Origin of the sequence: Acinetobacter rathckeae (assembly GCF_015627125.1) — a bacterium.
In the GTDB taxonomy this organism is placed as follows: Bacteria; Pseudomonadota; Gammaproteobacteria; order Pseudomonadales; family Moraxellaceae; genus Acinetobacter; species Acinetobacter rathckeae.
In genome coordinates, this window is record NZ_VTDO01000006.1 from 105,298 (window position 1) to 128,219 (window position 22,922).

General features: G+C 36.8%; 14 protein-coding genes and 2 pseudogenes. 10 read left to right on the top strand and 6 right to left on the bottom strand.

Features of this window, described 5'->3' with window-relative positions; all coding sequences use genetic code 11:
* The first annotated feature begins 10 nt into the window (after positions 1-10).
* The 5 genes from I2F31_RS10430 to I2F31_RS10450 all read left to right on the top strand — a co-directional run bounded on the left by I2F31_RS10430 (position 11) and on the right by I2F31_RS10450 (position 9,288).
* Positions 11-1,396, top strand: a complete 1,386-nt coding sequence (locus I2F31_RS10430; RefSeq protein ID WP_195773872.1) for a restriction endonuclease subunit S — start codon at positions 11-13, stop codon at positions 1,394-1,396.
* Positions 1,393-4,644, top strand: a complete 3,252-nt coding sequence (locus I2F31_RS10435) for a type I restriction endonuclease subunit R (protein WP_195773873.1) — start codon at positions 1,393-1,395, stop codon at positions 4,642-4,644. Before I2F31_RS10430 ends, I2F31_RS10435 begins: the two co-directional genes overlap by 4 nt.
* Positions 4,645-4,729: 85 nt before the next feature.
* Entirely contained in the window at positions 4,730-6,712 is a 1,983-nt protein-coding gene (locus tag I2F31_RS10440; RefSeq protein WP_228285927.1) for an McrB family protein, read from the top strand.
* A gap of 9 nt (positions 6,713-6,721) precedes the next feature.
* Positions 6,722-8,035 (top strand): McrC family protein, encoded by a 1,314-nt coding sequence (locus tag I2F31_RS10445; RefSeq protein ID WP_195773874.1) that lies wholly within the window; start codon positions 6,722-6,724, stop codon positions 8,033-8,035.
* Between the two features lie 248 nt (positions 8,036-8,283).
* Positions 8,284-9,288, top strand: a complete 1,005-nt coding sequence (locus tag I2F31_RS10450) for a Fic family protein (RefSeq protein ID WP_195773875.1) — start codon at positions 8,284-8,286, stop codon at positions 9,286-9,288.
* Between the two features lie 183 nt (positions 9,289-9,471).
* Here I2F31_RS10450 and I2F31_RS10455 read toward each other — a convergent pair.
* Positions 9,472-10,291: pseudogene (locus I2F31_RS10455) on the bottom strand (TIGR02391 family protein).
* Positions 10,292-10,511: 220 nt separating this feature from the next.
* Here I2F31_RS10455 and I2F31_RS10460 point away from each other — a divergent pair.
* A pseudogene (locus I2F31_RS10460) lies at positions 10,512-10,643 on the top strand (Fic family protein); the annotation flags it as partial.
* Between the two features lie 82 nt (positions 10,644-10,725).
* On the opposite strand, the gene I2F31_RS10465 reads toward I2F31_RS10460, so the two are convergent.
* The gene (locus I2F31_RS10465) at positions 10,726-11,790 is read right to left on the bottom strand and encodes an alpha/beta hydrolase (RefSeq protein WP_407647879.1); all 1,065 of its coding nucleotides are present in this window, start codon (positions 11,788-11,790) and stop codon (positions 10,726-10,728) included.
* A gap of 273 nt (positions 11,791-12,063) precedes the next feature.
* On the opposite strand from I2F31_RS10465, the gene I2F31_RS13260 reads away from it, so the two are divergent.
* Positions 12,064-12,789, top strand: coding sequence for a GNAT family N-acetyltransferase (locus tag I2F31_RS13260; protein ID WP_213014866.1), 726 nt, complete (start codon positions 12,064-12,066; stop codon positions 12,787-12,789).
* A 433-nt stretch (positions 12,790-13,222) separates the two neighbouring features.
* Here I2F31_RS13260 and I2F31_RS10475 read toward each other — a convergent pair whose 3' ends face one another.
* Complete coding sequence (locus tag I2F31_RS10475; RefSeq protein ID WP_195773877.1) at positions 13,223-14,506, bottom strand: ribonucleotide-diphosphate reductase subunit beta; 1,284 nt, start codon at positions 14,504-14,506, stop codon at positions 13,223-13,225.
* A 194-nt stretch (positions 14,507-14,700) separates the two neighbouring features.
* Positions 14,701-17,508 carry a ribonucleoside-diphosphate reductase subunit alpha gene (locus I2F31_RS10480; protein WP_195773878.1) on the bottom strand — a complete coding sequence of 936 codons (2,808 nt, stop codon included), beginning with the start codon at positions 17,506-17,508 and terminating at the stop codon, positions 14,701-14,703.
* A 396-nt stretch (positions 17,509-17,904) separates the two neighbouring features.
* On the opposite strand from I2F31_RS10480, the gene I2F31_RS10485 reads away from it, so the two are divergent.
* Positions 17,905-18,342 (top strand): SRPBCC domain-containing protein, encoded by a 438-nt coding sequence (locus I2F31_RS10485; protein WP_195769294.1) that lies wholly within the window; start codon positions 17,905-17,907, stop codon positions 18,340-18,342.
* A gap of 56 nt (positions 18,343-18,398) precedes the next feature.
* Here I2F31_RS10485 and metG read toward each other — a convergent pair whose 3' ends face one another.
* Entirely contained in the window at positions 18,399-20,444 is a 2,046-nt protein-coding gene (gene metG, locus I2F31_RS10490) for a methionine--tRNA ligase (RefSeq protein WP_195769295.1), read from the bottom strand.
* 277 nt (positions 20,445-20,721) lie between these two features.
* Here metG and I2F31_RS10495 point away from each other — a divergent pair, with 277 nt between their 5' ends.
* Together I2F31_RS10495 and apbC are read left to right on the top strand one after the other, a co-directional pair.
* A complete protein-coding gene (locus tag I2F31_RS10495; RefSeq protein WP_195769296.1) occupies positions 20,722-21,093 on the top strand; it encodes a hypothetical protein in 372 nt (123 codons plus the stop codon).
* Positions 21,094-21,217: 124 nt separating this feature from the next.
* Entirely contained in the window at positions 21,218-22,351 is a 1,134-nt protein-coding gene (apbC, locus tag I2F31_RS10500) for an iron-sulfur cluster carrier protein ApbC (protein ID WP_195769297.1), read from the top strand.
* A 10-nt stretch (positions 22,352-22,361) separates the two neighbouring features.
* Here apbC and I2F31_RS10505 read toward each other — a convergent pair whose 3' ends face one another.
* Complete coding sequence (locus I2F31_RS10505) at positions 22,362-22,913, bottom strand: GspH/FimT family pseudopilin (RefSeq protein WP_195769345.1); 552 nt, start codon at positions 22,911-22,913, stop codon at positions 22,362-22,364.
* Between the last annotated feature and the right edge of the window lie 9 nt (positions 22,914-22,922).

Sequence of the window (22,922 nt, forward strand, 5' to 3'; positions counted from 1 at the left end):
GGTTAATAAAATGGCGAAGTATCAGAAATATGCAGAGTATAAAGATTCGGGTGTGGAGTGGTTGGGGGAAATTCCGAGTCATTGGGAGTTTTTTTCATTAAAGAGAGCTGTAAATAAATGTACGAATGGTTTTTGGGGAGCAGAACCTAATGGAGATAATGATCTATGTGTATTAAGGGTTGCTGACTTTAATAGAAATAATTTTGAAATTAATTTAGATAAACTTACTTACAGATCAATTCTTTCTAAAGAAGCTGAAAATAGACTATTGAAAAAAGGAGACTTATTAATTGAAAAATCAGGTGGTGGTGAAAAAACATTGGTAGGGTGTGTTGTTCAATTTAATGAAGATTTTCCTGCGATTACCTCAAATTTTGTCGCAAAAATGACTCCTAGTATGAGTATGAATAGTCGTTACATAACATATGCATTTTCACACCTATATGCAGGTCGTGTAAATTTTTCTGCTATTAAACAGACTACAGGGATTCAAAATTTAGATTCTGAAGCTTATTTGATGGAAAAATTTTGCTTTCCATCTAAAAATGAACAAACCCAAATCGCCAATTTCCTCGACCATGAAACCGCAAAAATTGACACACTCATAGCCAAACAAAAAAAGCTGATTGAATTACTCCAAGAAAAACACCAAGCGGTGATTAGTCATGCGGTGACTAAAGGCCTAAACCCTAATGTAAAAATGAAAGATTCAGGGGTTGAATGGTTGGGGGAGGTGCCTGAGCATTGGAAAGTATCAAAATTAAAATACGAAAGCGAAGTCGTGGATTGTAGAAATAAAACTCCTGAGTACTTTGATGATGGGGAGTATTTTGTAGTTCGTACAACTAATGTCAAAAATCAAGAATTAAATTTCAAGGGTGCGTTGTATACGGATAAGAGGAATTTCGATATATGGACGCAAAGAGGTGTTCCCCCTGTAGGGTCAATTCTTTTTACTCGTGAAGCTCCAACAGGACAAGTGTGCTTAGTACCTGATACTTTAAAATTCTGTATGGGGCAAAGAATGATGAATTTCATTGCTTATGAAAGTTATTATGGAAATTATTTATTTGATTACTTAATTTCGGACTGTCTAGATCGTTATATCAACAGTGTTTCCCATGGTAGTACTGTATCGCATTTACGCGTCGAGCAAGTTGAAAATATCCCTGTACTTGTACCGAGTAAAGAGGAAATTAAAGAAATGCACTTTCATATTTTAAAAATTAAACAGCAATTTAATATTTTAGAACAAAAAACATTGGAAACAATTGATCTACTACAAGAACGCCGTACAGCACTTATTTCCGCAGCCGTCACAGGAAAAATAGACGTTCGGCATTGGCAAAACCCAAATAAAAATAATAATCAAGAGAATATGGAGTGCAGTACATGAAATCAGATGCAACTTTAGAAAGCATTTTTCAACAAGACATTATTACGCAAATGCAAAGCCATGGTTGGCATGTAGGCTCAGCACAACACTATCACCGTGAAAAGGCGTTATACCCACAAGACGTTTTAGACTTTGTACAAAAAACACAACAGCCCGAGTGGCAGAAGTTTAAAACAATTTTTCCAAATGATACCGAACGTCATTTTTTAGACACCGTTGTAGCTCAACTTAAAAAAGCCAATAGCAATGCCACCGATATAGAATCTCGCAGTTACGGTACATTAGGCGTATTACGGCATGGGCTGAAAACACGAGGTACACGGTTTTCATTTTGCCAGTTTAAACCTGAGCATGGTTTAAACCCTGAACTGTATGAAAATTATAAACAAAATATTTGCCGTGTAGTGCCCGAAGTGGTCTATAGCCCACACGCAACTAAAGCAGAACTTGAAGCCACAGGAAAACAAGCCAGAAAATGGCGTATAGATTTAGTCTTATTTATTAATGGTTTTCCTGTAGCAACTTTAGAGCTTAAGTCCGAATTTAAACAAGCTGTGCAAAATGCCATGGCACAGTATAAAAAAACACGTTTACCGAAAGACCCCGAAACCAACAAACCAGAACCACTTTTAACTTTTAAGCGTGGGGCATTGGTACACTTTGCCGTAAGCCAGTATGACGTATATATGGCAACCCATTTAAATGGTGATGACACTTACTTTTTACCTTTTAATAAAGGTACTAAAGAACAAGGTGCAGGTAATGATGTACCCGAAGATATAAATGAGTACGCAACAGGCTATTTGTGGAATGAGGTGCTAACACCCGACAGCTTATTAAATATTATTGGCAACTTTATTCATTTACAGATAGAAGAAAAGGAAGACTGGGAGGGACGAAAATACAAAAAAGAAAGTCTAATTTTTCCACGCTATCATCAATGGAAAGTAGTGACCAAATTGGTTGAAGACTCTTTAACAGAAGGTACAGGACAAAAATACTTAATTCAGCATAGTGCAGGTTCGGGTAAATCAAACTCGATTGCATGGACAGCACATCAGCTCTCTAGTTTGTATGATGCAAGCCACAAAAAGATGTTTGATTCAGTGATCGTTGTGACTGATAGAACGGTTTTAGATGATCAGTTACAAGACACCATTTATCAGTTTGAACATGCGAGTGGTGTAGTCGGGAGAATTAACAATAAAGAAGGTGATGGTTCTAAGTCTGAAAAGTTAGCCAAAGCCTTAGAAATGGCACAGCCAATTATTATTGTGACTATTCAAACCTTTCCTTATGTTTTACGTGCGATTGAAAACAGCAGTCGTTTAAAAGAACGTCATTATGCAGTCATTGCGGATGAAGCACATTCTTCACAAAGTGGTTCAACAGCACGACAGCTTAAAGAAACGTTGATGTTAGATGAGCGAAATGAAGATGATGAACTGAGTGCAGAAGATGTGATTGATTCTGTCATGGCTTCACGTAAAGGTAGTCAGAATTTAAGCTTTTATGCCTTTACAGCAACGCCAAAAGATAAAACGTTACAGCTATTTGGACGTTTACCGAATCCTACATTGCCAGCATCTAAGACCAATAAGCCCGAAGCGTATCATGTGTATTCCATGCGCCAAGCGATTGAAGAAGGTTTTATTTTAGATGTGCTTAAAAACTATACCAACTATAAAGTGATTTATAAGCTCAAACAGAAAGTTGAAGAAAAAGATGATCAGGTTGATGCTAAAAAGGCCAAGATAAAGCTGAATCAATGGGTACGCTTACATGACCATAATATCTCACAAAAAGTCCGTATCATTATTGAGCATTTTAAAAAGAATGTAATGGGCTTACTGGGCGGTCAGGCGAAAGCAATGGTTGTGACTAGCTCACGTAAAGAGGCTGTACGCTATAAACAAGCCTTTGATAAATATGTAACAGAGCAAAATTATGCCAACATTCAAGCAATGGTTGCTTTTTCAGGTGAAGTGAAATTTACAGAGCATGATGCCGATAGCACGCATTTGATGGGGCAGAAGTTTACTGAAAGTAATACGAACCCAAACTTGAAAGGGCGTGACATGCGAAAAGCATTTAACAGCGATGATTTTCAAGTCATGATTGTTGCTAATAAATTTCAAACTGGTTTTGACCAACCTAAGCTTTGTGCAATGTATGTCGATAAAAAATTGGGTGGTGTGGAATGCGTGCAAACATTATCGCGTTTAAACCGTACTTATCCTGGTAAAGCAGAGTCAGGTACATTTGTATTAGATTTTTTTAATGAACCCGAAGAAATTTTGGATGCTTTCCAACCTTACTATCAAACGGCAGAACTTGCAGATGTATCTAATCCAGATATTGTATATGACTTGGCTGAAAAGCTAAAAGCAGCCCACATTTTTATGATGAATGAAATTGAACAATTTGTTGAAGCTTTTTATCGTAAAAATAAATCGAATGCGGTGCTTTCCAATATTTGTAAACCAGCTAAGCAGCGTTGGCAACAGCGTTATGCTCAAGCACTTAATGATTATAAAGTGACTAAAGATCGTTTGGAAATTGCCAAGAGAACAGAGGAACCTGTGCTAATTGCGAATGCTGAAAAAGAGTTTTCTGAAGCAAAGAAAGCACGAGAAACGCTCGAGATTTTTAGAAAAGACTTAGGTAGCTTTACTCGTTTTTATGAGTTTATGTCACAGATTGTGGAATATAACGATAAAGAGTTAGAGAAAATGAGTTTGTTTGCTCGTAGCTTACGCCCTTTGTTACGTGAGCAAGAAGCAGATGAAGAAGAGATTGATTTGAGTAACGTATCGATGAGTCACTATCGTCTTTCAAAAATTCGTCAACAAGATATTCAACTCAAAACCAATAGTACTGAGCATAAGATAGAGCCAGCTAATGATGTTGGATCTGCAAAGGCGAAAGATAAGACAGAAGACTTTTTATCGGTGATTTTACAGCGTGTAAATGATGTGTTTATTACTGACAAGCTGACAGATCAGGACATGATTAATTATGTCCACACTGTAGCAGGTAAAATGTCTGAAAATGCCAGAATGATGAAACAAATCAAAGAGAACCCACGACAACTGGCTATGTTGGGTGAATTTGATGATGCTTTAGGAAATGCAGTATTTGATAGTAATACAGCACATACAGAGCAAATGACACAATTGATTAGCGATCCTGCCAAGATGAAGCAGTTTGCAAATATTATTTATGATGTGTTGCTGAGTAAAGGTTAACTTGCTTACAAGCTTAAATAAGATTTGAAAGGTTTAAGCTAAAATAGCTACGTTAATAAGTGGAAATTGTAGAAGGTATTGACTGTTGAACGAACAAGAAATTCAAAATTTGTGGGATCAGTTTTTAAGTGTTTGGTCTATAGAAAATGTTCAAAAAATGACGTTAGAACAATACATTCAAATTGGTAGTAAAGATACGTTTACATACTGGTTAGAACATATGACTCGTCCAATTGCAGATATACGAGGCGGAGATGCCTCGAAATTTGGCATATTTCATAGACGTGATCAACAAGATAAAGAAAATGGACGTGGCCGTATATATGATAATGAATATTGTTGGTTTCAAAAGTTTGGCAATACTAAGGAAGAGGCATTTAAAACAATAAAACATAATATTTTGAATGTTATTAATGCTGTTACCAACAATGATCTTGAAGAAATACTCAACATTCCAGTAAGTGAAATGTTTAAATGGAAAATTGCTTTTTTATATCAGAATCAGCGAACCCCTCAAATTATCTCAATTTTTTCAAAAGAAATGTTAAGTTTTTTAACAGAAGATAAAAATTTAAATCGGGTTGAATCATATCAGTACCTTTTAAAAAATAAAGGTGAGCAATCTATATTAAGTTATGGTTATCAATTGGTAAATGAATATTTAAAGGCTAATCCTAAGCAGAGTTCCTTAACACCGAGTGACGGAGAAGAAGTGTTAAATCAGAGTGAATTTGTGCCAGTTATTAAAAAAAATGAGAATATAATGAATCAAGCATTAAACCGTATTTTATTTGGTACTGCTGGGACAGGAAAGACTTTTCACAGCATTAACCATGCTTTGTCAATTATAGAAAATAAATCATTTGAGGATCTAGATGCTGAAGAGCGTGAAGAGTTAAAGAAACGTTTTGATCATTATAAAGATCAAGGCCAAATTAAGTTTGTTACGTTCCATCAGAGTTTTAGTTATGAGGACTTTGTGGAAGGTATTCGTGCTGAAACAGATGATGAAGGAAATTTAACCTATGATGTTCAAGCAGGTGTTTTTAAAGAGATTTGTAGTGATGCTCAAATAGAAGTTACTTCAAAAAATATTGGAGCGAATGTACCAACAGAATTCAGTATAAATAGTGCAATTGACAATTTAATTGAGAAGGCAAAGCATACTGAACAAAGTTTTTATACAAAGCGTAATGCAGAAATTAAAGTAACAAGTAATCAATCAGGTACTTTATTTGCTCTGACCTCTAAAGATACAACTATTCCATTATCAATAAAGCATATTAGGAATTATTTAAAGACTGGACAAGATAATATTATTAATAATAGGGCTTATGAATGGGCTATAGCAAATTCATTGCGTTCAGTCATTGAATATGAGGAAATCAGCCCCGATTTAAACTCTAGACCTTATGTCTTAATCATTGATGAAATTAACCGTGGGAACATTTCTCGTATTTTTGGCGAGCTCATTACTTTAATTGAAGATTCAAAGCGTCAAGGTGCTCAAGAAGCATTATCGGTGACTTTACCCTATTCAAAAGAAGAATTTAGCGTACCAAATAATGTTTATATTATTGGAACAATGAATAGTTCTGACCGTTCTTTAACAGGATTAGATATTGCACTACGCCGCCGTTTTACTTTTATTGAAATGCCACCTAAGCCAGAGTTATTAAATGGCGTGAGTGTTGATGGTGTAGATATTCAACAGTTACTGACAGTTATGAATCAAAGGATTGAATTCTTACTTGATCGGGATCATTGTTTGGGTCATGCTAACTTTATGTTATTAAAAGAACAGCCTACTTTAAATAATCTAGCAGATATTTTTAAGCAGAAGATTATTCCACAACTACAAGAGTATTTCTTCGATGATTGGGCAAAAATCAATTTAGTTTTAAATGGCAATGATATGCTTCAGTCAAAAACTATAGAAAAATCAGTAATATTTCCAAATGCAGATGCGGAAGAGCTAGGTTACTTTGAAGATAAGAAAATTTGGGAATTGGCACCAACTTCATTTGAATCTATTGAAAGTTTTGCAAAAATTATTCGATACGGATAGGGGGTATTTATGCCTGATCTGATTACAGTCAGAGAATATGCCTATATTAGTGTTGCTTATGTTGGGTGTCCTGAATCGACGATAGATCATGCTTATATTTCAGAGTCAGCATTTGAGTATTTGTGTGAGTTATCTGCCTCATTTTCAAAGAATGGTGCCAAAACATTTGAATTGGCTGGGCGTAGAAAATTAAGGCTTGACCAATATGTCGGAGTAATTGAAACCAAGTGTGGTACTCGCATTGAAATATTGCCAAAACATATTAGTCAAACGGTAGATGAGTCGATAGATGGTTTGGTTGAAAAAGAACGAGAACTATTGAAGAAAATGCTCCGAGTATCTTTACATCTACCTTATCGTGATGTGGGTGAAGCTAGTCTGAATCGATTTAAACAACCGATTCATGAATGGGTCATTGAACAGTTTCTTTATCATTTTGAAATACTCATTCAGCATGGATTGCGCTTTGACTATCAGCGTGTTCAAGAGGAACAAAAATACTTAAGAGGGCAGTTGCAGCATGTAAAATATATGCGGCAACCACCTGCAAAAAAACATATATTTCCCATTGAACATGATTTTTATGAAGTTAATCGTCCTGAAAATAGATTAATTAAAACGGCATTAGATCTTATTTGTAAAAAGACGAGCAGTCCTAAAAATTGGAAACTTGCTCAAGAACTTCGTTTGATGACTGGAGAAATTCCAAAGAGCCAAAACATTGCTCAAGATTTTAAGCAATGGCAATCTGGGCGATTACTTGCGCTTTATACTGATATCAAACCTTGGACAGAATTGATTCTAAGTGAATATATGCCTGTATCTACCCAAGGAAGCTGGCGTGGCATGAGCCTACTATTTCCTATGGAAAAACTTTTTGAACATTATGTTGCTTACCATTTACGCCGTGAATTAAAAGATTGGCAGGTAAGCACGCAAGTATCGAATCAGCATATTTGCTTATATGGTGATAACCCTATTTTTAGACTTCGCCCTGATATTTATATTCAGCATAAGCAAACTAAGCGAAAGATTGTGTTAGATACCAAATGGAAGCTCTTGGATCAGACTAATCGGGCTGGAAGATTTGGATTAAAAGATAGCGATATCCAGCAAATGTTTGCTTATAGTCACTATTATTTAGAGCATAGCAGTGAAGTTATTTTAGTTTATCCTTATCAATTAAATAAATTTGATAATGAAATTTCACTAAAATTTAATGTTGACAGCGGTGAGGCAATGCTAAGAGTCGTACCGTTTAATGTGGAAAAACCTGAAAATTTAATAAATAGCTGTATTAGTTCTGGAGCAGTTTACCTGTAGCGGTTAAAAGAACGTCCACATTGATGAAGCTTTATTTTTGATTTAATTATAAATTTACTTTGATACCGTTGACCTTTAGTGCTACTCATAATGAGTAGCACTAAGTGAAATATGATAAGAGCCTAAAACTTATAATTGAGTTTTAATCAGTGCATCGAGTTTTTAGTTTTTCCTAAGTTTGAAGATTATTTAATTTGTCGAGGCATTTGTAGGCTTCAATCTAAAATTAATTTACAGGAGTAGTTATTGTGAACTACCAACCGCCTTATACCATCACATCTAAAATCATTCATCTGATTGCTCAGATTAGTGAAAACATAGGGCGTTTGACTGTTTTAGATGAAATCCAAGATAGTCTAAAACTCAGAAAAGCAAATCGTATTCGCACTATTCAAGGCTCACTAGCTATAGAAGGAAATACATTAAGCACTGAGCAAATTACAGCGATTTTAAATGGAAAACCTATCATTGCGCCTCCTAAAGAAATTCAGGAAGTTCGCAATGCGATTAAAGCTTATGACGCCTTTCAAAAATGGCAACCGAGTCTTGCGTCTGATTTACTCGAAGCACATCAAGTATTGATGGCAGGTTTAATTGATGAAGTTGGGCAATATCGTCAAGGTGGGGTAGGTGTAATGTCTGGTGGTCAAGTAATACATATGGCACCACCTGCAAACCAAGTTCCTCGTTTAATGAGTGATTTATTACAGTGGCTTAGAGTAAGTCAAGAGCACCCACTCATACAAAGTTCAGTCTTTCATTACGAGTTTGAGTTTATACATCCCTTTGCAGATGGCAATGGACGAATGGGAAGACTTTGGCAAACTTTAATACTGAGTCAGTGGCATCCAATTTTTATCAATATTCCTGTTGAAAGCTTAATTTATCAAAATCAGAGAGCTTATTACGATGCTTTACAAGCAAGTACAAATCAGACTGATTCAGCTCCTTTTATTGAATTTATCTTGCAAATGATTTTAGATGCGATTTTAAATTCAAATATGACCGCTCAAGTTGGCGATCAAGATACCGCTCAAGCTAACGAGCATGTAAGTCAACTTGTTAATAAGATGCAAAAAGGAAAAGAATATAGTCTGGTCGAGCTTATGGAGTTAGTTAACCTTTCACATAGAGCAACATTTCAAAAAAACTATTTAAATCCTGCTATTGAAAGTAACTTAATAGAAAGAACAGTGCCTAATAAACCGAAAAGTCCAAAGCAGAAGTATAGACTTATTAATAATATTAGTTGAATATTAATAGGATCACACCATCGTACTTGTATTCGGTATCTTTTATTAGACCAGCAACGCCCCAAATTTCTTACCAATAAGAGTTAGAGTTTTATCTTTTGTAGATATGGTTGGCCTTTTGAAAATTTATATTTAAAAGAAGTATAAGTATAAAGTTGTTCAAGTTTAAATCGGGCTTTGGATTTATTTATTAGAAATAATTGTGATTGCTTCTTCTTCGAGTAAATATAGTTCGTTAATTAATAAAAACTCACGATATTGATGAACTAAGTTTTCATCTTTTTCACGGTGAGCTCGGGCATTACGGAATGCCATATACGTGCCTTTAAATAACTCTGCTCGACCGTTTATTTCGGAGTTATCAGGTACGTCCCAAGTTAATAAGGCATTTTTACCTTGAAAGACTTGAGAAAAAAGTTTTGTACTAGATTCATTGCAATTTGTACGTTCTCTAATGATATCTTCTAAGCGTTTATATGCCTTGCTTAATGCTGAATCTGGATCTTGTTTAAAGAGCAGAGCAAGATCAAAAATTCTATCATCAATAATTGAATAGGGTAGCTCTAATGGGTAGTAACGTTTTTGCTTTAGTACCTGATTAACTTCGCCTTCGAAAGGATAGATATAGTCATGTAAACGGATAGGACGGACGATTTTTTGTCGAAAAATAAAATCTATATCTTGATCAGTCAATAATGATTTATTTAGCTTATTGATAAGCTTTGATGGGACGAGTTTGATGTCTTCTTAAAATTGCTAGTGCTTTTGCGAGTCCTTTTGGGGCCTCACCTGAATAACCTGATGCAAAACCTGATCGAATAATGTAGTACCTGCCAAACTGATCTTTAAATATAAATGCATGAGCCTGTTCACTTGTGAGCAAACGTGCATCAGTGAAATCTACATTTGTTTGGATTAAATTGCAAAGACTATAGAGACATGTTTCTGTTACTCCAGCTTGAGCTAAGTAATCTATGTGGTAATAGTTTTCAGTCTTAAACATTTTTAATAATTAATAAATAGTTGTTTGAAATATGATGAAGTAAATGAGATTAGAAATCTAGAGCTTAAGTTTTTAAAGAGTCGATTTGATGCCTTCACCTAAAACTATCATTGTGAGGTTATTGGTGGTATTAAAAATGGACCTCTTCCTGCCCATAAGCGCGAGCAAATAGAAATATATTCAAAAAACTTGATAAAGTTTAAAATCATCGAGAACAGCATTGAGATTGGTTAATCTTTCACATCGGGCAACATTTCAAAAAAACTATTTGAACCCTGCTATTGAAAGTAACTTAATAGAACGAACAGTTCCAGATAAACAGAAAAGTCCAAAGCAGAAATATAGACGAAAGCTACGATTAATTCTTTATTTAATTTTCAAGATGAATGAAAAGAGCTATATACTTTTGAGTATACAGCTCTTAGATGATTAATTTACTTTAGATTATTTTTAAAGAAAGAAGTTAATTTATCAAATGGAATGAGATTAACACGATCATATAGGTCAACATGTCCTGCACCTTTAACATAATATAATTCTTTAGGCTCACCAGCATGTTTATATGCATCTTCACTAAACTCTTTTGAATGTGCTTGATCACCTGTTATGAATAACATTGGGCGAGGTGAGATCATTTCAATATCATTAAATGGATAGAAATTCATAAACTTCACATTACTTGTTAAAGTAGGATGAGTCGTCCCAAGAGGATCAGCACCTTTAGGAGTAAACTCTCCTCTTGGAGTACGGTAAAAGTCATAGAACTCACGTTGAATAGCAGGAGTGTCTACTGTCAGTTTATGGACTGTACCACTGGTATAAGCTGGCTTTTGACCTTCAAATTCTTTATAGCGTTGAGCTGCAGCTTCTGCAATAATTTGTTTTCTTTGCTCGATACTTAAAGAATGATTTAAAGCATTGCGGTTAGCAGCACCCATATCATACATGCTTACAGTAGCAATCGCTTTCATACGTGGATCAATTTTAGCAGCACTAATTACAAAACTACCACTACCACAAATTCCTAAAACACCAATTTTCTCAGGATTAATAAAATTGCGAGTCCCTAAGTAATCAACAGCAGCACTAAATGCTTCTGCATATATATCTGGTGCTACAGCATTTCTTGGGCTGCCTTCACTTTCTCCCCAAAATGATTGGTCGATTGCTAATGTGACAAATCCTTGTTCTGCAAGTTTTTGTGCATAAAGCATAGAACTTTGCTCTTTTACTGCACCCATTGGACTTCCTACAATAATCGCAGAAGCTTTTGTATTCTTACTTAGATTTTTAGGTAAAACTAAATTACCAACAATTTTCATTCCATACTGGTTCTTAAAAGAAACTTTCTTGATAATGACTTGGTTGCTTTGATAAAAGTTATTCGCACCATTTGACATATCTGCTGCCATTACAGATGCTGATGAAAATAGGCTAACTGTAGCTGTAACCGCTGCTGTTAAAGCAATATGACGGAGTTTTTGAAGATTTATTGGCATTCTTACCATCCTTAAAATTACTGACTAAAATATGACATTGAGATAATTTTACTAATCTTAGGGGACACAAATTAGTCCATAAAAACATAATAGACTTATGAATTTTACTCATTAATAAAGCATTTTTTGATGAAGCGATAAGCAAAAATAATGTTTATTTTATTTTTATAAAGCTAATTCATGAATTAAATACATGACTCTATTCGATTTAAGCAACTTATTCTTATTTAAGATTATTTTTATAATTATATTTTCTTTATATTGAGAATAAAGATGCCTAGTACTTTAAATGAGGATAAGAGGCTGGAAAGGCCTGCTTATTGGAGTGGCGTATTTGCAATGGCTTTATGTGTTTTTGCATTAATTGCTTCTGAATTTATGCCAGTTAGTCTATTGACTACAATTGCTCAAGATTTACATATTACAGAAGGATTAGCTGGGCAGGGAATCACTGTTTCAGGTGTTTTTGCTGTAATAACAAGTTTAACAATATCCTATCTAGCTAAAGGAATAGATAGAAAACATTTATTGTTAGGACTAACAGCAATAATGGCTATTTCAGGGCTTATTGTTTCTTTGGCTCAGAGTTATACGATGTATATGATTGGTCGTGCATTTATTACTGGTAATAATGGCAAAAAACACTTTACTGTAGATTCAATAGGTGAAGATAGATTTCTTTGGGTTTTGGCAAGAAATGAAAAAGGTGATGCAGTAGGCTATGCTACCATCAGGCCATTAACAGAAGGTATAGCTGAAGTTAAAAGAATGTTTTCAAGTCAAAGTTCACCTGGTATAGGTTATGCTTTACTTACTTTTTTAGAAAAATCAGCAAAGGCCATGGGGTATAATGCACTTTTGCTTGAGACTAGAAAGGTTAACACAAGAGCTGTAAAATTCTACAGAAAAAATGGATATATAAGTATTAATAATTATGGACCATATGTAGGTCGTGATGAAGCCATATGCTTCTCAAAAAACTATAATCTTCATATTTAAATGGAGTATTTTTTAGTTTAATAATAGTCAGCTAAGCTGATTTCTAAATCTATCTAAGAAAGTATATATTATAGTGAAACAGGCTAATTCATCATACAGTCAATAATACCAAAGGCTTGCCTACACGTATTCTGGAGTTTTTACTTGTATGTGTTTTTCAGCATTTTCACTATAGCTAAATTATGGTCATAGAGATGAAGAGAGCATTATTATTTTAGAGTTCGCATATTAAGATACGATAAGAAGTGTTAAAACATGTTTTTATAAGAGAAGTGATATATTTTAAAACTCGAATCTATTTTCAAATCTTTAATCAATGTAAGGCATTATAAAGCAACCGGTTGTTTGTAATGCTCTTCAAAACAAAAAGAGCTCTTCAATTTGAACAGCTCTTTTTGTTTGAGTGACAACTGATGTGCGGTTCAACAAAAACCTACCAGCTTAAAGCACCGCCAGTTTGGTAATCTGTTACACGTGTTTCAAAGAAGTTCTTTTCTTTACGTAAGTCCATCATTTCCGACATCCATTGGAATGGATTATTTACACCTTTATACTGTTCAGGCAAGCCAAGTTGTGCAAGTCGACGGTTACAAATGAACTGTAAGTATTCTTCCATCATTGCCGCATTCATACCTAAAATACCACGTGGCATAGTGTCACGTGCATATTCAATTTCAAGCATTGTGCCTTCAACAATCATTTGAATCACTTCTTCTTGGAATTCTGCAGTCCAAAGTTTTGGATTTTCAATTTTGATTTGGTTGATCATATCAATACCAAAGTTTACGTGCATAGACTCGTCACGCAAAATGTATTGGAATTGCTCTGCAACACCACTCATTTTATTACGACGACCCATACTTAAAATTTGGCTAAAACCGCAGTAGAAGAAAATGCCTTCAAGTACACAATAAAACGCAATCATATTACGCAGTAGCGTTTGATCTGTTTCAGTTGTACCTGTCACAAATTTTGGATCACCTAATTCTTGTGTGTACTTTAGACCCCAAGCTGCTTTTTTAGCAACACTTGGAATTTCACGGTACATATTAAAGATTTCGCCTTCGTCCATACTTAAGGATTCAACACAATACTGGTAAGCATGAGTATGAATAGCTTCTTCAAAAGCCTGACGTAAGATGTACTGGCGGCACTCTGGGTTTGTAATCAAACGATATAGCGCAAGTACTAAGTTGTTCGCAACCAATGAGTCTGCTGTTGAGAAAAAGCCAAGATTGCGCTTGACAATCATTCGCTCATCTTCAGTTAACCCATCTTCTGACTTCCATAACGCAATGTCATGCGTCATGTTTACTTCTTGAGGCATCCAGTGGTTTGCACAACCATCAAGGTATTTTTGCCAAGCCCATTCGTATTTGAATGGTACAAGCTGATTTAAGTCCGCACGGCAGTTAATCATTGATTTATCATCAACTTCAACACGACCCGCACCCATTTCCAACTCTTCTAGACCTGGTGCAATATCTAAATTTCTGAGTGATTCAGCTGCCCGAGCCATGGTATCGGTTTGATGTGTTGCTCTGTTACTTGAGGTTGTTCCAGAATTTTCAGATTCGTCAGAGCTTTTCTGCGATGACTGCGAATCAGATACCATCTTCTGTTCAGGCGTTTCTTGCGGTTGGACGGGCGTAGATTTGGACTCTGGAGTTTGTGTTTTCGAATCATCGTCAAAATCGTCCCAACTTATGATAGACATAATTAATCTCTCTTCTTGGTGTTTATTTTAGCATAAGTCATCTATTGAAGTGTTGATGCCTTGAATGCGATATTGATTTCTAGATAAGTGGCATAGGGTAGTGAACCTATTTCCACTCATCCTTGACTCACAGATTATATGTTGCCTAAAAAGGCGTGCAGTGACATTCCTTTAAGAAATGTCACTGTCATGTTTTATTGGCATGCTTCGCAATCTGGGTTGTCGATAGAGCATGCTTGCGGTACAGGAGCAGCTTGTGTAAAGCCTTCTTCTACACCTTTAGCCGTTGCAGTGGGTGCATTGTTAACTGTGGTTTTTTTCACAGCGTTCAGGGCACCTGTGTTAATGGTCGATTTTTCAGTTGAGGTTGCACCGAGTGCTCGGAGGTAGTAAGTCGTTTTTAGACCACGTAACCATGCCATTTTATAGGTCAGGTCAAGTTTTTTACCATTTGCACCTGCAATATACAGGTTGAGAGATTGTGCTTGGTCAATCCATTTTTGGCGACGAGATGCTGCATCAACAATCCAACGTGGTTCAACTTCAAAAGCAGTGGCAAACAGTGCTTTGATGTCATCTGGGATACGTGCAATTTTCTCTACTGAGCCTTCGTAGTGTTTAAGGTCATTGACCATAACAACGTCCCACAAGCCACGTTCTTTCAGCGTACGAACGAGGTATGGGTTAATAATTGTAAACTCACCAGATAGGTTAGATTTTACATATAAGTTTTGGAAGGTTGGTTCAATAGATTGCGCTACACCACAAATATTTGAAATGGTTGCTGTTGGTGCAATCGCCATCACATTTGAGTTACGCATACCATTTTTTTGTACGGTAGTACGTAGGGTATCCCAATCTAAACGTTGTGTACGGTCAACTTCAAACATTTTTTCAGGGCGTGATTTTGCCACAAGATCAAGTGAGTCAATTGGTAAAATACCTTGATCCCATAGTGAACCTTTAAAGGTTGAATACGTGCCACGCTCTACAGCTAAGTCACTTGATGCTTGAATGGCGTGGTAACTGATCACTTCCATTGATTCATCGGCAAACTCTACTGCTGCATTTGAACCATAAGCAATATTCATTTCATAAAGGGCATCTTGGAAGCCCATGATTCCCATACCCACTGGGCGGTGTTTCATGTTTGAGTTTTTCGCTTGTGGTACGGCATAGTAGTTAATGTCAATGACGTTATCTAGCATGCGTACCGCAGTTTTAATGGTACGTTTTAGTTTGTCTTCGTTTAGCTTACCTTGTTCGATATGGCGAACGAGGTTAATTGAACCTAGGTTACATACTGCAATTTCATCTTTGCTGGTATTTAAGGTAATTTCAGTACATAAGTTTGATGAGTGAACGACACCAACATGCTGTTGTGGTGAGCGTAGGTTACATACGTCTTTAAATGTAATCCAAGGATGGCCTGTTTCGAACACCATAGACAACATTTTACGCCACAAGTCTTTTGCATGTAGTTTTTTATGCAACATGTTCTTTTCTTTGGCAACGCTTTCATAGTAGCTGTAACGTTCAGCAAAGGCACTACCAGTCAGGTCATGCAAATCTGGTGTTTCTGATGGCGTGAATAGTGTCCATTCACCATCTTCAATAACACGTTGCATAAATAAATCTGGAATCCAGTTTGCTGTGTTCATGTCGTGAGTACGGCGACGGTCATCACCTGTGTTTTTACGTAGCTCTAAGAATTCTTCGATGTCTAAGTGCCATGTTTCTAGGTAGGCACACACAGCACCTTTACGTTTACCACCTTGGTTTACAGCAACTGCGGTATCATTTGCCACTTTTAAGAAGGGTACAACACCTTGTGATTTACCGTTTGTGCCTTTGATGTATGAGTTTAATGCACGTACAGGTGTCCAGTCGTTACCTAAGCCACCAGCCCATTTTGAAAGCATGGCATTGTCACGCATGGCACCATAGATGTCGTATAGGTCATCATCAATGGTAGTGAGGTAACAGCTTGAAAGTTGTGGGCGTAATGTACCTGAGTTAAACAGTGTTGGCGTTGATGCCATGTAGTCAAAGCTAGACAGTAAGTTGTAGAACTCAATGGCACGATCTTCACGGTTTTCTTCGTTTAAGCAAAGCCCCATAGACACACGCATAAAGAACAGCTGTGGCAGTTCAAAACGTACACCTTTTGAGTGAATGAAGTAGCGGTCAAATAGGGTCTGTAAACCTAAATAGGTAAACTGATTTGAGCGTTCTGGTTGAATGGCATTTGATAGCTTTTCTAGGTCAAACTCGAGCAGTACAGGTGACAGTAGCTCAAGCTCTACGCCTTTTTTAAGATATGCTTCGAGAGCATTGGCTTCTGATGTTTCAGCATCTAAGCCTAAAAATTGTAAGCCTGTTTGTACCAATTCATTACGTAGCAAACGTGCAGTCACATAAGTATAGTTTGGCTCGTGTTCAATACGTGTACGTGTTGCCATGATCATTGTGGTTGCAATGTCACTGGCCTTTACGCCGTTGTATAGGTTTTTAACAGTCTCATCAACGATGGTTTGTACGTCAATGCCTTCAAGCCCTTCGGCTGCTTTGCTAATTTCTGTATTCAGCGCCGCGAGGTCTAGTGGCTGTAGGCTACCATCTGCCGCTGTGATTTGTAGTGTTGGGTGATGATTTTCTGACAGGTTTTGACGAGCATTGGTGCGTTGCTCACGGTAAATGACATAGCTACGAGCAACTTTTTGTTCGCCTTCACGCATTAGTGCAAGTTCAACTTGGTCTTGAATTTCTTCGATATGAATTGTGCCACCAGATGGTAAGCGACGTTTAAACGTATTGCTCACCATATTGGTCAATTCAGTAATACGGTCATGGATACGGCTTGAGTCAACGCTTTGTTGCCCTTCTACAGCTAAAAATGCTTTACCAATAGCTACAGAGATTTTCTCGGCATCAAAAGGTGCAACTTCACCAGTACGTTTGATGACTTGAAGTTGCCCTGGGGTTGATGAGATGACGCTCATATCAGCTTCGCTCCATTGTATTGTTTATGATGTTTTGACCTGTATTAAATACGCTTTTGCAGTATATAAGTTAAAGGCTTAAACACAATATTTGGTGGTTTATATTAAGTATTGGCACAAGATACGGTAATTTTTTTAAATTATCAATATTGACATTTTGTTATTTATTTTGTTGTGGAAGGACGGGTGTTGTAAGTGGTTGTTGTTTGTAAAATATAGCAGTAGCAAGCATATCAAAAAATAAAAAAAATACGATGGGATAACTGTGTGGATAACTTTATATTTTGTGCTTATGGTTTAAAACTCCCCGAATTGTATTTATGATTTTAGTATTTTGTGTGATTTTAAGGTGATCATGTTATGTTTAGACTACTTTACATACAATAGATAAAAACAATGAAATTTGAAATTAATACAGAAGTCCGTATCAAGGCAACGCTAGATCAGGTCTGGGCAGTACTCATGGATTTTGAGCATTATAAAGCGTGGAATCCTTTTATTTATGATGTTGTTGGCAATATGAGTGAAGGGGGCTTAATACGGGTAACATTACATGATGACTCTGCTCATAAAATGTCATTTAAAGCAATTGTTTTAGCGCATGATACAAATAAGCAGTTTACGTGGTTGGGTCGTTTATGGATGAAAGGTATTTTTGATGGTGAGCACAGCTTTGTTCTAGAACAAGTATCTGAAGATACAGTGAAGTTGACTCAAAGTGAAATGTTTAGAGGGGTGTTGGTTCGACCATTTTTAAAAACTTTACAGCACAAGACAACACAAAACTTTCAAAAAATGAATGATGCCTTAAAGAAAAAAGTAGAAGGTCTGTAATATATAAAAAGAACAACACCTCACTTGAGGTGTTGTTCTGGTTCAAATATTGATGTTTAAGATACTTTGTCGCCAGGTTTTGCATCGGTTGCTGGTGAAATAATAATGCCATCCCCTGCACACAGTACCATGCCATTTGAAATGCCAAAACGCATTTTTCTTGGTGCAAGGTTAGCCACCATTACCACCAATTTGTCTTGTAAGTCTTCAGGTGCATATTGGGCACGAATACCGCTAAATACGTTACGTGGTTCAGGCTCACCGACATCTAGGGTAAGTTGTAGTAGCTTGTCTGAGCCATCTACTGTATTTGCTTGTAGTACTTTTGCAACTCGTAAGTCGACTTTGAAAAAGTCATCAATCTGAATGGGTTCATCTGTCGTTGGTGTTTTTACAGCAGGCTTAGATGATTTTTTTACAGCTTTTGCAACTGGCTTTTCTGTAGCGGTGAGTGATGATTTTGAAGCATCAACCATTGCATCTACTGCTTTTTTATCTACACGTTGCATGAGCGGTGTAAATGTATTGATTTCCCAATCGGTGAGTACAGTTTCTCTTGATGCAAAGTGAAAATGTTCAAGTTTTAGGAATTGCTGGACTTCACTGGCAAGTGTAGGAAGTACAGGTTGTAGATAAACCATCAATTGGCGGAATAGATTGATCCCCACTGAACAAATGTCATGGACGTGTTGGGCTTGGCCTTCTTGTTTGGCCAAAGCCCATGGTTTTTTCTCATCAATATATTGGTTGGCTTTGTCTGCTAAAGCCATAATTTGACGAATAGCAGTACTGAACTCACGAGACTCATATGATTGCATGATCTGTTGTCCTGCATCGATGAAGTGTTGTACGAGTTCAGGCTCAGCACATTGCTTTGACAGTATGTTGTTAAAGTCTTTATTAATAAACTTTGCACAACGGCTGGCAATATTAATTACTTTACCTACAAGGTCTGAGTTTACTTTTTGTATAAAGTCATCAAGGTTTAAGTCAGAGTCTTCGACTTTGTCTGATAGTTTTGATGCAAAATAGTAACGCAGTTGCTCTGGGTTAAGGTGTTCTTTATATGTAGCAGCTTTAATGAACGTACCACGTGATTTAGACATTTTTTGCCCGTTCACAGTTAAAAAGCCATTTACAAAGAGGGCTGTAGGGGTACGGTAACCTGCACCTTCAAGCATTGCAGGCCAAAATAACGCGTGGAAGTAAACAATGTCTTTACCAATAAAATGGTAGACTTCATTTTTACTGTCTTTTTTCCAGTAGTCATCAAAGCTTAGTTCAGGGCGTTTGGTTTTAATGTAGTTTTCAAAACTTGCCATGTAGCCAATCGGTGCATCTACCCATACGTAAAAGTATTTGTTTGGTGCATTTGGGATTTCAAAGCCAAAGTAAGGGGCATCTCGTGAAATATCCCAATCAGATAAGCCTGCTTCAAACCATTCGTCTAATTTATTGGCAATAGAGACAGGCAAACGGCCTTGGTCACGTGTCCATTGTTGTAGGTAGTTGTTGAAATCTGGCAACTTAAAGAAGTAGTGGTCAGACGATTTTTCAACAGGGGTAGAGCCACTTAATGTTGAGCGAGGGTTCAGTAACTCTATTGCATTGTAGGTTGTGCCACACGACTCACAAGCATCGCCATATTGGTCTTCTGTGTTACATTTTGGGCAAGTACCTTTAATAAAACGGTCTGACAAAAACATTTGTTTTTCAGGGTCAAACAGTTGTGTCACAGGACGAACGGCAATGTGGCCTGCTTTGTGGTTTTTTAAATAGATTTCTTCGGCACGTGCTTGGTTTTCACTGCTATGGGTTGAGTCATAGTGATCAAAGCTAATATTAAATGCCGCAAAATCATTTTCATGTTCTTTTTGTATTGATGCTATATATGCTTCTGGTGTGACGCCACCATTTTTTGCACTGAGCATAATTGCTGTACCGTGGGCATCATCGGCACACACATAAGTTACATCATGTCCGAGAGATCGCATTGCACGAACCCATATGTCGGCTTGTATATAGCCAAGCAGGTGTCCCATGTGGATTGGGCCATTTGCATAAGGTAAGGCATTGGTAACAAGTATTTTGCGAACGGACATAGTTCTCTCACGGTGTTTACAAGTGGGTGATTTTACCTGACTTATCGGTTTCTTGCATGGTTGAATTGCGAAAAATATAATCAAAATGATGGTTGTGTGAAAGTGCAGGCGGATTTGTTGTGTATAGAGGGAAAAAGATATCTTCCGAGTTGTGTATTTTCTTTGTATCAAAGTGCAGTTTTTAGTAAAAAATCTAACAAATTTTTTACAGTTGGATTAGGTTATTAAAGGTGTACTTAACTTAATTAAATTTTTGAGTTTAAAAAGGAAAAACAACATGACAGACAGTAATAAGTTTGACGAATTGAAAAATAAAGCATCTGATCTTTCTGATGCGGCGAAAGAAAAGGCACAAGATGTTCAGACACAAGGGGAAAATGCATTCAATAACTTGAAACAACAGGCAGAAGATGCCAAAGATCAAGGTCAGGCAAAGTTTGATGAGTTAAAGCAAGGTGCTGAAGATAAATTTGCTGAACTTAAACAAGGTGTGGAAGATAAGCAAGAGTCTGCACATTCTGCAATTAGCGATAAAGTAGATGAAGCAAAAGCAAAAGCTGAAGAGTTAAAAGATGCTGTAGAAGATAAAGTGGAAGAGCTAAAAAACACCGCAAAAAATAAGTTTGACGATTTCAAAAATAAATTCTAATCTGTTGTAAATATTCGCTGCCGCCTATTAAAGATGTCGTTAAGTTAATGACAGATTTATAGGCGGTTTTTTCATGCTGTGATATAAGCATGGCATTATATGTGTTGATTAGGTTGGAGTTGTTATGTCGTGGCACGGGTTGTTAAAATCTGCTTTAGGGGAAAATCATTCGCATGAGCAAGACATTGAACGTGTGTTACAGACATTTCAGTTACCTTCAGGTCAGCTGTTATGTGACCATATTCAACAGATACAATATGTAGATGCATGTTTGCAACTGATGTTAGATGTGCCTAAAGCTGATGTGGTGCAGTTACAAACATTTCGTGATGAGCTTGCTGAGCAATTAGCACTGTATGCAGTGAAGCATTTAAATTTACATATTATTCAACAAAAAACGGCAGCTGTAGAAACGGTCATACCACAGTCTAATAAAACACCACCGCAACAACAGACTTTGACTGCACATCCAATGATTGAGCATGTTGTGGTTGTCGCTTCTGGCAAAGGTGGTGTCGGGAAGTCGACCACTACAGTGAATTTAGCTTTAGCACTGCAGTCACTAGGCTATAAAGTGGGTGTTTTAGACGCAGATATTTATGGGCCAAGTATTCCAATCATGTTAGGCAGTGAAGCCAAAAGCCCTGTGATTGAAAATGAACGTTTTATTCCAATCAATGCGTATGGTATGGCTGTGCTATCTATAGGTCATTTATTGGGTAAAGGAAATACGCCAGTGGCATGGCGAGGCCCTAAAGCGACTGGGGCACTGATGCAATTGTTTAATCAGACTTTATGGCCACAGTTAGATATTTTACTCATTGACCTACCACCTGGTACGGGCGACATACAGCTGACTTTAGCACAACGTATTCCTGTGACGGGTGCAGTGGTGGTAACCACACCGCAAAATGTGGCATTGCTTGATGCTGTGAAAGGTGTAGAGTTATTTAAGCGAGTGTCTATTCCAGTATTGGGCGTGGTTGAAAATATGGCCATGCATGTGTGTTCAAATTGCGGTCATGAGGAGCATATTTTTGGTATAGGTGGTGGAACTCATTTGGCTGATGAATATGCTGTGCCATTGTTGGGGCAATTACCCTTATTGAAAAGTATTCAGCAAAGTGCAGATTCAGGTAAGCCAAGTGTATTGGTACAAGATGAAGCTGCACCACACTATGTCAATATTGCAAAAAATATGTTGCTTGAGCTAAAAAAAATACCGCAGCGTGTGCGAGATAAAAGTCGTATTTTTTAAATGATCTGATTTAGCATGTATTTAGTTTTTCGTAGCGCAGATGCCCCATTTGACTAAGTGAGCTTTTGTGAGATAACTCCTTGGGGTATTTGGTGCTACAGTAGGTGAAATTACCCATAGATCCTCTAGGCAAGCCAGTATCCCGTTGTAAAACAATAATGTTTGATTTAAATGCGCCTGTCCAAATGAGTGTGCCATAGTCAATGTTGTTCTGGTGTACTTGAATGATGGTATCTGTATCATCAACTTTATTATTATTGTTTAAATCGTAGGTAGCTAAAATAGCGTTATTCCAACGATTACTACCATTGCATGTTTTACCATCATTTGTTGAGCATAAAATAATATTTTTTCGTGTGATGATGGCCTCATTTTTGTAGTGTTGAATTATATTGTTTAGATGAGGGTAAATATTTTCACTTTCTGATCTTGCTTGTAGGTGGTTAAATGAGGGGATGGCGAGTGTGGCGATTACAGCTAAAACGGTGAATGTAATGGCAAGTTCAATGAGTGTGAAACCTTGAACTGTAGAGTGTTTTTGAAATTTTTTTATTAATGTCATTATATGTGT